The organism is Pseudomonas sp. P5_152 (genome assembly GCF_033989915.1).
Taxonomy (GTDB): domain Bacteria; phylum Pseudomonadota; class Gammaproteobacteria; order Pseudomonadales; family Pseudomonadaceae; genus Aquipseudomonas.
Genome location: NZ_JASFAH010000002.1, coordinates 3338217 through 3351100, shown reverse-complemented (window position 1 = coordinate 3351100; position 12884 = coordinate 3338217). Strand labels below are relative to the sequence as shown.

The 12884-nt window shown below is 62.1% G+C and carries 10 protein-coding genes; 8 read left to right on the top strand and 2 right to left on the bottom strand.

The window, feature by feature from the left end; all coding sequences use genetic code 11:
* Positions 1-15: 15 nt before the first annotated feature.
* Positions 16-756, bottom strand: a complete 741-nt coding sequence (ompR, locus tag QMK50_RS15210) for a two-component system response regulator OmpR (protein WP_095167476.1) — start codon at positions 754-756, stop codon at positions 16-18.
* A 361-nt stretch (positions 757-1117) separates the two neighbouring features.
* Here ompR and QMK50_RS15205 point away from each other — a divergent pair, with 361 nt between their 5' ends.
* From QMK50_RS15205 to QMK50_RS15170, 8 genes are all read left to right on the top strand, one after another.
* A complete protein-coding gene (locus tag QMK50_RS15205; RefSeq protein WP_320333415.1) occupies positions 1118-3442 on the top strand; it encodes a Tex family protein in 2325 nt (774 codons plus the stop codon).
* A complete protein-coding gene (locus QMK50_RS15200; protein ID WP_095167480.1) occupies positions 3442-3825 on the top strand; it encodes a PaaI family thioesterase in 384 nt (127 codons plus the stop codon). The genes QMK50_RS15205 and QMK50_RS15200 overlap by 1 nt, the downstream gene beginning before the upstream one ends.
* Before the next feature lie 272 nt (positions 3826-4097).
* Complete coding sequence (gene gshA / locus QMK50_RS15195) at positions 4098-5681, top strand: glutamate--cysteine ligase (protein WP_095167482.1); 1584 nt, start codon at positions 4098-4100, stop codon at positions 5679-5681.
* Between the two features lie 261 nt (positions 5682-5942).
* The gene (gene tauA, locus QMK50_RS15190; RefSeq protein ID WP_159993134.1) at positions 5943-6920 is read left to right on the top strand and encodes a taurine ABC transporter substrate-binding protein; all 978 of its coding nucleotides are present in this window, start codon (positions 5943-5945) and stop codon (positions 6918-6920) included.
* Between the two features lie 15 nt (positions 6921-6935).
* Positions 6936-7730, top strand: coding sequence for a taurine ABC transporter ATP-binding subunit (tauB, locus tag QMK50_RS15185; protein ID WP_320333414.1), 795 nt, complete (start codon positions 6936-6938; stop codon positions 7728-7730).
* The gene (gene tauC, locus QMK50_RS15180) at positions 7727-8566 is read left to right on the top strand and encodes a taurine ABC transporter permease TauC (RefSeq protein WP_320333413.1); all 840 of its coding nucleotides are present in this window, start codon (positions 7727-7729) and stop codon (positions 8564-8566) included. The genes tauB and tauC overlap by 4 nt, the downstream gene beginning before the upstream one ends.
* Positions 8567-8610: 44 nt before the next feature.
* Positions 8611-9447: a taurine dioxygenase gene (gene tauD, locus QMK50_RS15175; RefSeq protein WP_095167488.1), complete on the top strand. Its 837-nt coding sequence runs from the start codon at positions 8611-8613 to the stop codon at positions 9445-9447.
* Between the two features lie 89 nt (positions 9448-9536).
* Positions 9537-9794 (top strand): hypothetical protein, encoded by a 258-nt coding sequence (locus QMK50_RS15170; protein ID WP_159993126.1) that lies wholly within the window; start codon positions 9537-9539, stop codon positions 9792-9794.
* A 15-nt stretch (positions 9795-9809) separates the two neighbouring features.
* On the opposite strand, the gene betT is transcribed toward QMK50_RS15170, so the two are convergent.
* Complete coding sequence (gene betT / locus QMK50_RS15165) at positions 9810-11771, bottom strand: choline transporter BetT (RefSeq protein ID WP_162530218.1); 1962 nt, start codon at positions 11769-11771, stop codon at positions 9810-9812.
* Positions 11772-12884 lie beyond the last annotated feature (1113 nt).

Below are 12884 nucleotides of genomic sequence, written 5' to 3'. Positions count from 1 at the left end.
CCTACAAATGACTGATCACTTGGTCGCAGTGCCGTCCGGAACGAACACGTAGCCCACACCCCAGACAGTCTGGATGTAACGTGGCTTGGAAGGGTCGGGTTCGATCATCCGGCGCAAGCGGGAGATCTGTACATCGATGGAGCGCTCCAGGGCATCCCATTCGCGGCCACGGGCCAGATTCATCAGCTTGTCGCGGGTCAGCGGCTGGCGCGCGTTCATCACCAGCGCCTTGAGGACCGCGAACTCACCCGTGGTGAGCATGTGTACTTCATCGCCGCGCTTGAGTTCGCGGGTAGCCAATGACAGCTCGTAGTCACCGAAGCTCACGCTTTCGTCTTCGCTGCCCGGCGCGCCCGGCACCGGTGTCGACTGACGGCGCAGGACCGCCTTGACGCGCGCCATCAGCTCGTCCGGATTGAACGGCTTGGCCAGGTAATCATCGGCTCCCAGCTCCAGGCCCTTGATGCGGCTCAGCTCGTCGCCCTTGGCGGTGAGCATGATGATCGGGATCTGGTTGTTCGCGCCACGCAGGCGGCGGCAGGCGGTCAGGCCGTCTTCACCGGGCAGCATCAGGTCGAGGACGACCAGGTTGAACACTTCACGGGCCAGCAGACGATCCATCTGTTCGGTGTTCGGTACGGCGCGGGCACGGTAGCCCTTGCTGACGAAAAAACGTTCCAGCAGGCTGCTGAGCCCCGGATCGTCGTCAACGATTAGAATTTTTTCGCCTTCAGCAGTTTGTGCAGTGCTGCTCATTGGATGCTCCTTTGATCTCGGCGCGCATTATGGCGTAGCTGCCGTTATACGCACCGTGTGCATTGTTAGCAGATTTTTCCTCTACCGCCAGCGATACAGGCATTGTGCCTACAGGTTGCTTTAGCCCCCGAAGCGCGGAACGCTGGTTATAATGCGCGGCCTTTTGTGTCAGGCAACGTCAGATCGTTACCGTCTGTGGCGGCTTTTTATTTTTCCGCGCCGGGCAGTAATTTTTCGATTTCACGGGTCAATGGGATGCCTTTTGATCCAGGTAGCGGCGCAGGCCAGGCCGCTCAACCAGACTCGCCGGGCCTAGTCACTGCGCCCGCGAGCCTGCTTTCACAATTTGTCAGGTGGTTTTATGGACAGCATCAACAGCCGCATCGCCGAGGAACTCGGTGTCCGCCCACAACAGGTCGAAGCGGCCGTCGCGCTACTCGATGAAGGCTCCACAGTGCCCTTCATCGCCCGCTACCGGAAAGAAGTGACCGGCAGCCTCGATGACATCCAGTTGCGACACCTGGAAGAGCGCCTGCGCTACCTGCGAGAACTCGACGAACGGCGCATCAGCATCCTGGCCAGCATCCAGGAGCAAGGCAAGCTGACCCCGGCACTCGAGCGTGACATCAAGCTCGCCGACACCAAGACCCGCCTCGAAGACCTGTACCTGCCGTACAAGCAGAAGCGCCGCACCAAGGGCCAGATCGCCCTGGAAGCCGGCCTCGGCGAGCTGGCCGACGGCCTGTTCAACGACCCGACCCTCGCGCCAGACGCCGAAGCCGCGCGCTTCGTCGATGCCGAGAAAGGCGTGGCCGACGTCAAGGCGGCCCTCGAAGGCGCCAAGTACATCCTCATGGAGCGCTTCGCCGAAGACGCCAACCTGCTCGACAAGTTGCGCAGCTACCTCAAGCAGGAAGCCACTCTCAGTGCCCGCGTGATCGCCGGCAAGGAAGAGGAAGGCGCCAAGTTCCGCGATTACTTCGAACACGATGAACCGCTCAAAAGCATGCCGTCGCACCGCGCACTGGCAATTTTCCGTGGCCGCAACGAAGGCATCCTCAGCTCCGCGCTGAAAGTCGGCGACGAGCTGCCGGGCACCATGCACCCGTGCGAAGGCATGATCGGCCAGCAATTCGGCATCGCCAACCAGAACCGCCCGGCCGACAAATGGCTGGGCGAAGTGGTGCGCTGGACCTGGAAGGTCAAGCTCTACACCCACCTTGAAACCGACCTGCTGGGCGAGCTGCGTGACGGCGCCGAGACCGAAGCCATCAACGTCTTTGCCCACAACCTGCACGACCTGCTGCTAGCCGCCCCGGCCGGCCCGCGCGCCACCCTGGGCCTGGACCCGGGCCTGCGCACCGGCTGCAAGGTCGCGGTGGTCGACTCCACCGGCAAGATGCTCGACCACGCCACGGTCTACCCGCACGTGCCGCATAACAAGTGGGACCAGACCATCGCGGTGCTGGCGGCCTTGTGCGCCAAGCACTCGGTTGACCTGATCGCCATCGGCAACGGCACCGCCAGCCGGGAAACCGACAAGCTGGCCGCCGACCTGATCAAAAAATACCCAGCGATGAAAATGACCAAGGTCATGGTCTCCGAAGCCGGTGCTTCGGTGTACTCGGCCTCGGAGCTGGCCTCCAAGGAATTCCCGGATCTGGACGTATCGATCCGTGGTGCGGTGTCGATTGCCCGGCGCCTGCAGGACCCGCTGGCGGAACTGGTGAAGATCGATCCGAAGTCGATCGGCGTCGGCCAGTACCAGCACGACGTGTCGCAGTTGAAACTTGCGCGTGGCCTGGACGCGGTGGTCGAAGACTGCGTGAACGCCGTCGGGGTCGACGTCAACACCGCCTCCGTGGCGCTGCTGGCGCGCATCTCCGGCCTCAACGCGACCCTGGCGCAGAACATCGTCAGCCACCGCGACGAACACGGCGCATTCAAGACCCGCGCCGCACTGAAGAAGGTCGCCCGCCTGGGAGAAAAAACCTTCGAACAGGCCGCCGGTTTCCTGCGTGTAATGAACGGCGACAACCCGCTGGACTCCTCGGCGGTGCACCCGGAAGCCTATCCGCTGGTACAGCGCATTGCCGCTGAGACCGACCGTGATATCCGCTCGCTGATTGGCGACGCAGGCTTTCTCAAGCGCCTGGACCCGAAGAAATACACCGACGAAACCTTCGGCCTGCCAACCGTCACCGACATCCTGCAAGAGCTGGAAAAACCTGGTCGCGACCCGCGTCCCGAGTTCAAGACCGCCGAGTTCCAGGAAGGCGTCGAAGACCTCAAGGACCTGCAACTGGGGATGATCCTCGAAGGCGTGGTGACCAACGTGACCAACTTCGGCGCATTTGTGGATATCGGCGTGCATCAAGACGGTTTGGTGCATATCTCCGCGCTTTCCGAGAAGTTCATCAAGGACCCACGGGAAGCGGTGAAAGCCGGTGACGTGGTCAAGGTCAAAGTCATGGAAGTCGACATTCCGCGTAAACGCGTGGGCCTGTCGATGCGCATGAGCGACACCCCCGGCGAGAAGATCGACGGTGCCCGTGGTGCACGTCCAGGCTCGGCTCCACGCCAGTCTTCGAACAACGCACCGCGCAAGGAAACCCCGGCGGCCGCGCCAAGCAACAACGCCATGGCGTCGCTGTTTGCCAACGCCAAGCAATTGAAGAAACGCTGATGGAGGTCCCTGCCGGGTTGTCCGAAAGCGCCTTCTTCAAGCTCTTGGGTTGCCGTTTGCACAGCCTGGAAACCGGGGTCGCGCAAGTCGCCCTGGGCCTTGCGCCAGAGCTGCGCAATCGCGGTGGCAAGCTGCACGGTGGGGCCCTGTTCAGCCTGGTGGACATTGCCATGGGGCTGGCCTGTTCCAGCGTGCATGGCTTTGACCAGCAGAGCGCGACCATCGAGTGCAAGATCAACTACATCCGCGCCGTCTCGGACGGCGAGGTGCTGTGCACGGCCCGGGTGCTGCACCCGGGCCGGCGCACGCTGGTGGTCGAGGCCGACGTGATGCAAGGCGACAAACTGGTCGCAAAAGCACAAGGCACATTCGCTGTCCTGTAGATGCCGCTCATCGATTTGGGTTAATTTCAGCGCAATGCAACCTGTGGGAGCGAGCTTGCTCGCGATGGCGGTGTGTCAGACGACGTTAATGTTGACTGAGACGCCCTCATCGCGAGCAAGCTCGCTCCCACAGGGATTGTGCAGTTGCCGACCGACCGGCATGAGGCCTGGGCGGCGAAAAAACCAGGCGAAAACGCCAGTTTCCACTTCACCCTTGTAGACCGTCTTGCCCACCCCCATATTGGGGCGACTGACGCGTGAAGGAATCCAACTTGAGCGAACTTCTCAACCGCCGCCTGGCTCTGCTCGGTGAGCGCGCTAACCTCTCTCTGCTCGAACAGTGCCTTCACGGCATCGAACGTGAATGCCTGCGCGTGACCAGCGAAGGTCGCCTGGCGCAAACGCCGCACCCGGAAGAATTGGGTTCCGCGCTGACCAACGAACAAATCACCACCGACTATTCCGAGTCGCTGCTGGAGTTCATCACGCCCGCCCTGCCGGACCCGGCAGATACCCTGGCGAGCCTGGACAGCATTCATCGCTTTGCCTACAGCAAACTCGGCAACGAGTACCTGTGGAGTCCATCGATGCCGTGCCCGTTGCCGGCCGAGGAAGACATCCCGATCGCCTACTACGGCACCTCCAACATCGGTCAGCTCAAATACGTCTACCGCAAGGGCCTGGCCCTGCGCTACGGCAAGACCATGCAGTGCATTGCCGGGATTCACTACAACTTTTCGCTGCCGGAGAAGCTCTGGCCGCTGCTCAAGGAATCCGAAGGGTTTGTCGGTACCGATCGCGACTATCAGTCCTCGGCCTACATCGCCCTGATCCGCAACTTCCGGCGCTACAGCTGGTTGCTGATGTACCTGTTCGGGGCCTCGCCGGCACTCGACGCCGGTTTCCTGCGCGGTCGTTCGCACCAGTTGGAACAACTGGACGCCGACACCCTGTACCTGCCTTACGCCACCAGCCTGCGCATGAGCGACCTGGGTTACCAGAGCAACGCCCAGGCCGGCCTGACGCCGTGCTACAACGACCTGGACAGCTACACCGACAGCCTGCGCAAAGCGGTGGCCACACCCTATGCGCCCTACGTGGAAGTCGGCACCCACAAGGACGGGGAATGGGTCCAGCTCAACACCAACATCCTGCAGATCGAGAACGAGTACTACTCCAACATCCGCCCCAAACGTGTGACCTACACCGGCGAGCGGCCGATCCAGGCCCTGGTGGCCCGGGGCATCCAGTACGTTGAAGTGCGCCTCCTGGACATCAACCCGTTCCTGCCAACCGGCATCGACCTGCCCGAAGCACGTTTCCTCGACGCCTTCCTGCTGTACTGCGCGCTGAACGACAGCCCGCTGCTGACCAGCAACACCTGTAGCAACGCCACCTCGAACTTCCTCAGCGTGGTCAAGGACGGGCGCCGTCCGGGCCTGCAACTGCAGCGCGATGGACAGCCGGTGGACATGAAGGAATGGGCCTTCGAACTGCTGGAAAAAATCGCCCCGGTGGCTGCATTGCTGGACCAGAGCCATGGCGCTGACACCCACAGCAAAGCCCTCGATGCACAGCTGGCGAAGATCAAGGACCCGTCCCTGACCCCGTCCGCCCAGGTGCTGGCGGCGATGAACGAGCACAAGGAAAGCTTCGCCCAGTTCTCCCTGCGCCAGAGCCAGGCCCACGCCGAGTTCTTCCGTAGCCAACCGCTGCCGGCCGCAGAACAGGCCCGGTTCGAAGCTGCGGCCCGCGCGTCCCTGGAGCAACAAACCGAGCTGGAACAGAACGAGGTCGGTGACTTTGATGTGTTTGTCGGCTCGTATCAGGCGAGTATTCTGGCGATCAGTAACTAACCGCCGAAGGTCCTGCGCACGTTATCGTCGCAACTGCGCCCGGAGCAAGCTCGCTCCCACAGTGGATTCTCGGTGTGAGCACAATCGTGCAATCACCATTAAACCCATGTGGGAGCGAGCCTGCTCGCGATGACCGCGTAGCGGTCGCTCCTCAAGCTTTCTTCACATAAGCTAATTCGAAAAAGTTATTTATTTTCGAATTCTTAGATCATTTAGTCTCATCACTCGCCGAAATCCCGGCCGCCTGATGAGGACTCGATGATGAAACTGCACTTCCCCCTACGCCTCCTGGCGGCCGCGTCCCTGGCTGCCGCGAGCTTTTTCGCCCAGGCGGCCGACGTCACTGTCGCCTACCAGACCACCGTTGACCCGGCCAAAGTGGCTCAGGCCGACGGCGCCTACGAAAAAGCTACCAACGCCAAGATCGACTGGCGCAAATTCGACAACGGTGCCGACATCATCGCCGCCATCGCCTCCGGCGACGTGCAGATCGGCTACCTGGGTTCCAGCCCGCTGACCGCGGCAATTACCCGCAAAGTGCCAGTCCAGACGTTCCTTATCGCCACCCAGATCGGCGCCGCCGAAGCCCTGGTCGCCCGCGACGGTTCCGGGATCAAGACCCCACAAGACCTGGTCGGCAAGAAGATCGCCGTGCCCTTTGTCTCCACCGGTCACTACAGCCTGCTGGCCGCGCTCAAGCACTGGAACATCGACCCCTCGAAAGTCACCGTGCTCAACCTCGCCCCGCCGGCGATCATCGCGGCGTGGAAACGCGGTGACATCGACGCCACCTACGTCTGGGACCCGGCCTTGGGCGTTGCCAAGGAAAACGGCAAGGTGCTGATCACCTCCGGTGAACTGGCCAAGTTCGGCGCTCCGACTTTCGATGCCTGGATCGTGCGCAAGGACTTCGCCGAGAAGCACCCGGAAATCGTCACCGCCTTCGCCAAAGTCACCCTCGATGCCTACGCCGACTATCGCAAAGACCCGCAAGCCTGGCTCGCCAACCAGGGCAACGTCGACAAACTGGTGAAGCTGTCGGGTGCCAAGGCCAGCGACATTCCGCTGCTGCTGCAAGGCAACGTCTACCCGCTGGCGGCTGATCAGGTGCTCACCCTGGGTGCACCGACCACCAAGGCCATTACCGACACCGCCACGTTCCTCAAGGAACAAGGCAAGGTCGAGGCCGTGCTGCCGGACTACGCGCCCTACGTCAGCGCCAAATACATCACCAACTGATCGGAGCACATCGCGATGGCCTTGCTACAGCTGGAGCGCATCAGCGCACAGTACCCAGGCAGCCCGGAACCGGTACTGGCGGATATTTCCTTGACCCTGGGGCCCCAGCAACTGCTGGTCGCCCTCGGCCCGTCCGGCAGTGGCAAGACCTCGCTGTTGAACCTGATCGCCGGGTTTGTCGAGCCCAGCGCCGGGCGCATCACCCTCGACGGCGTCCCTGTCAAAGGCCCAGGTGCCGAACGCGGCGTGGTGTTCCAGGACGATGCATTGCTGCCTTGGCAGGATGTGCTGGCCAACGTTGGTTTCGGCCTCGAACTGGCCGGTGTACCCCGCGCCCAGCGTGAAATCCGAGCGCGGGAAATGCTCGCCCTGGTCGACCTCGCAGGCTTTGACAGCCGGCGCATCTGGCAGCTCTCGGGCGGTCAGAAACAGCGCGTCGGCCTGGCTCGCGCCCTTGCCGCCGACCCACGGGTGTTGCTGATGGACGAACCCTTCGGCGCCCTCGACGCCTTCACCCGCGAACAGATGCAGGAGCTGTTGCTGCAAGTCTGGCGCCGCACCGCCAAACCGGTATTCCTGATTACCCATGACATCGAAGAGGCGGTGTTCCTCGCCACCGACCTGATTCTGCTGGCGCCCAACCCCGGGCAAATCGTCGAACGCCTGACATTGGATTTCGGGCGGCGATATGCCGCCGGCGAATCGGCACGGGCGATCAAATCCGACCCGCGCTTCATTGAAACCCGCGAACACGTGCTCGCCCGTGTGTTCTCGCAACGCAGCGCCGCCCAGCGGCAGGAGCGCGCATGAGCACTTATGAGATCCCGGCCGCATCGGCCAAGACATCCAGCCCGACCAGTCCCCTGCCACTGCGGCGCAGCATCGGCACCCGCTGGATCAGCGTCCTGACCCTGGTCAGCCTGATCACGCTGTGGTGGGCCGTGACCGCCACCGGCCTGATCGAACCACTGTTCCTGCCGCCACCCTCGGCAGTCCTGCAAAAGGGCTGGCTACTGGCGACCAGCGGCTACATGGACTCGACCTTGTGGCAACACCTGGGCGCCAGCCTTGGGCGTATTGGCCTGGGCCTGGGGTTTGCCGTGCTGAGTGCCGTACCGGTGGGCATTGCCATCGGTCACAACCGCATCGCCCGGGGCGTGCTCGACCCGCTGATCGAGTTCTACCGGCCGATTCCACCATTGGCCTATCTGCCCCTGATCGTGATCTGGTGCGGCATCGGCGAGCTGTCCAAGGTCCTGCTGATCTACCTGGCGATCTTTGCGCCGATTGCCATCGCCACCGCCACCGGCGTACGTACCGTCGACCCGGCCAAACTGCGCGCCGCGCAGTCGCTGGGGGCAACCCGGGCACAACTGATTCGCCACGTGATTTTTCCCAGCGCCTTGCCGGACATTCTCACCGGTGTGCGCATCGGCCTGGGCGTGGGCTGGTCGACCCTGGTCGCCGCCGAACTGATTGCCGCCACCAGCGGCCTGGGTTTCATGGTGCAGTCGGCCGCGCAGTTCCTGGTCACCGACGTCGTGGTCCTGGGCATCCTGGTGATCGCGCTGATTGCCTTTGCCATGGAGATGGGCCTGCGTGCCCTGCAACGCAAACTGGTGCCGTGGCACGGCCAGACCCATTGAATTGACTATGCCGACACTTCGGCACCCGGATTGAAGAGAGCCCCATGAGCAGCCTGACCATCACCCCCTTGAGCCATGCCCTCGGCGCGCAGATCAGTGGCGTCGATATTGCCCAGCCCCTGAACGTCGAGCAGCGCGACGCCATCGAGCAAGCCCTGCTCAAGCATCAGGTGCTGTTCTTTCGCAATCAACCGGTCACCGCGCAGCAACAGGCGCGTTTTGCCGCCAACTTCGGCGACCTGCACATTCACCCGATCTACCCCAACGTGCCGGAACAGCCTGAAGTGCTGATCCTCGACACGGCCCAAACCGATGTGCGCGACAACGCCGTCTGGCACACCGACGTGACCTTCCTGCCGACTCCGGCCCTGGGCGCAGTACTAAGTGCCAAGCTGTTGCCAGAATTTGGTGGCGATACCCTGTGGGCCAGCGGCATCGCGGCCTATGAAGCCCTGTCCGAGCCTCTCAAGGTCCTGTTGCAGGGCCTGAGCGCCACCCACGATTTCGTCAAATCGTTCCCGCTGGAGCGCTTTGGCAACACTGCGCAAGCGCTCGAACAATGGGAAGCCACGCGCAAGAAAAACCCACCACTGTCGCACCCGGTGATCCGCACGCACCCGGTCAGCGGGCGCAAGTCGCTGTTCGTCAATGAAGGCTTCACGACCCGAATCAATGAGCTCTCGGACAGCGAAAGCGAAGCCATCCTCAAGCTGCTGTTCGCCCACGCCACCCGCCCGGAATTCACCATCCGCTGGCGCTGGCAGACCGACGACGTGGCCTTCTGGGACAACCGCGTGACCCAGCACTTTGCAGTGGACGACTACCGCCCCGCCCGGCGCGTGATGCACCGGGCCACGGTGCTGGGGGATGTGCCGTTTTAACTGAATTGTTGCCGAGGAGATGCGCTGGTCTAAACCGCATTGGGGCGAAGCACGCCTATGCTCGATAGGACGCACAGGAGTGTACGACCATGCACAGCACCATCATTATCGCCTTCGGCCTGGCCCTGCTGGCGCTGATGTTGTTCATCGGCCAGCAACTCGGCTTCAGCCCACAGACCCTGACCTACAGTTTTGTCGTGCTGTGGCTGGCGCTGTCGACAATCAACGGCGCCATCGGCGTGATGGTTGGCGGGCAGTCAGTGATCCATGAGTTGATGGTGGGGTTCATGGTGTTTGCCGTGCCGGTGGCTGCCCTGGTGTTGTTCATGACCATGAGCAACACCTGAGCAGCCCGGCCCCGATCAACGCACCAAGTGCAGGAACTGCATGTGGCGCTCGTACTGGTCGAGGATGTCGTTGATGATCTGCTCCTTGGTGTAGCCCATCAGGTCGTAGTCCTGACTGCCCTCGCTCAAGTGCACTTCGGCGCGGTAGTAACGGCGGTTGCGCAGCTCCTTTGGGCCCATGCCGCCACGGGCGAACGACGGCGTGAAGTAGCCGCGCATCTGCACCTGGTAGATGAACGGGTGCTGGTCGCCGTGACCGATTTCCAGGCTGACGCTGTCGTTGGCCGGGTCCGGCTGTGCAACCACGTTCACCCCCTTCTCGACGAACACCGCCGTCACTTCCTCGATCGCCGGACGCACCGTGGTCTCGAGGAAGCGATACACCTCATCGCGGGACGGGAAGTGCACGGCCTGGCTCAAGCGCTGGCGCCAGCCGCCCTTGCCACGGCGCGAGGTCGAGACCGGGGCCAAGGAGTGCATCTGCGCGATCTTCTTCTGCGACTCGAGATAGAAGGCCTTGTGCAGCCCCCACATCATCAACAGCAAAATCATCGAGAACGGCAGCGAGGTCAGGACCACCGCCGACTTCAACGAGTCGATGCTGCCGGCGAACAACAGCGCACTGGTCACCAACGCGGTCATCGCCCCCCAGAACACCCGCAGCCATTTCGGCCCGTCTTCATCGGCATTGCCGCCCTTGGCCGACAGCGTCGAGAGCACCACGGTGCCGGAGTCGGCCGAGGTGACAAAGAACACGAAGCTGATGAACACCGTCACGGCGATCACCGTCTTGCTCCACGGGTAGGTTTCCAGCAGCAGGTACAGGGTCATCGACGGGTTGTCGATCGCCGACATGCCGAGCGCGCTCATGCCGTGGTTGAGTACCTGGTCGATGGCGCTGTTGCCGAAGATCGACATCCACGCCAGGGTGAAGCCCAGCGGAATCAGCAGCACCCCGAAGACAAACTCACGGATGGTCCGGCCACGGGAAATCCGTGCAATGAACAGCCCGACAAAGGGCGACCATGCAATCCACCAGGCCCAATAGAACACCGTCCAGCCGCCCAGCCAGTCGCTGGGCTTGTCGTAGGCGTAGAGGTCAAAACTCTTCATCGGCAAGGCGCCCAGATAGTCGCCAAGGTTCTGGATCAAGGTATTGAGCAGGTGCTGGGTGGGGCCGGCAAACAGCACGAACAGCAACAGCGCGCAGGCCAGCAGCATGTTGATGTCGGACATCACCCGCACGCCCTTATCCACACCCGCGACGGCGACGATAATCGCCGCGCCCATCATCAAGGTGATCAGCCCGACCTGGACCCACTGGGTGTGCGCGACGCCGAACAGGTAATCGAGGCCGGAGTTGAGGTGCAGCACGCCAAAGCCCATGTCCGCGCCCAGGCCAAATACCGTGGCGATAATGCCAAAACCATCCACCGCGTAGCCGATCGGGCCGTTGATGCGCTTGCCGATCAGCGGGTACAGCGCCGAACGCAGGGCCAGCGGCAGGTTGTGCCGGTAGGCGAAGTACGCCAGGGCCATGCCGACAAAGGCGAACACCCCCCAGCCGTGCAGGCCCCAGTGCAGGAACAGAATCTGCATCGCCTGGCGCGCCGCATCGGCCGTGCCGGCTTCGCCCTGGGGCGGTAGCGACAGATGCGTCAGGGGTTCGGAAACGCAGAAGAAGAACAGCGTGATACTGATGCCGGCGGCGAACAGCATGCCGGCCCAGGACAGGTAACTGAATTCGGGCTCGTCGTGGTCGGCACCGAGCTTGATCTTGCCGTAGCCAGACAAGGCGGTGACCACCACGAAGACCAGATACAGGGTCATTGCCAGCATGTAGTACCAGCCGACCGTGTTGGCCGCCCAGTTTTGTGCTGCCAGGAGCCAGGCACCGGACTGCTGCGGGAAGGCGATGACCACCAGGCCGAACAGCAGGATGAAACTCGCCGCGAAATAAAACACCGGCGGATTCATGCGGATTTGACCGCTGGGAGGGGTAGCGGATGCACTCATGGACGGTGCACCTTCTGTGGGTAAAGCGTGGCTGTAAATTTCGGACTCAGCAAAGGCAAGCCTCCTGTTGTGAGCGGGCAGCGAACCACCGGTTTAACTTGAATGAACGTTCAAGTTAAACATGGATAGGGCACTAAGGACTAATTCCAAGGCTCGGCGGTACTCTCGTACGCTAGCTCAAGGAAGGGTATGACGTGAGGTTGAACGGAATCGTTCAACGGATATTTAGCAAATGGTCAGCCACCATTTACCAGGTCTCACAAGCCCTGTGGGAGCGGGCTTGCCCGCGATGGCCATAGGTATCTACACAACTTTGTAGCGGCCTGTGGGCTGGCCGGGGTGTTGGATTAGGTCGAGTACATATCCATTTTTGCGGTAACGGCCACCTATGGTTCCGCTTTTACAGCGGCTCACTTTTGGAGGAGCCCAAAAGTAAGCAAAAGGCTCTTGCCCCACCACTCGGCACCTCGCTTAGGCTCGGTGTTCCCTCACTCCGGCTTGAATCCGTGGGCCGCCGCCACGCGCCATCCATGGCGCGGGGCGGCTAACCCGGCGTCCTGCCGGGTTACCCACGGCTTCAAGCCTGCGTTCGGCCAGCGTGGTTAACGGGGCGCCCAGGATCAAAAGCCAGAGCCAGAGCCAGAGCCAGAGCCAGAGCCAGAGCCAGAGCCAGAGCCAGAGCCAGATTAAAAGATTGCTGACTTCGTCAACGTCTTAGGAAGTAGAAGCTACACCGCGCATGCCCTAGCGATCAGGTCGGCTTTAAGGCCGCCTCGCTTTGTTTTTGATCCTGGGCGCCCGTTAACCACGCTGGCCGTAATCCGATATTGATTTGGGGGGTAAACCGGCAGGACGCCGGTTTAGCCGCACTGGGCCAGGGAGGGCCCATTGCGGCGGCCCCCCAAATCAATGTCGGAGTACGGGCATGCCGAGCCTAAGCGAGGCACCGAGTGGTGGGGTAAAAGCGTTTTGCTTACTTTTGCCTGGGCCGGCATTCCGGCTGTTCAAAAGTGAGCCGCCGTCAGGCGGAACCATAGGAGGCCATTACCGCAAGAATGGATATGTACTCGGTCT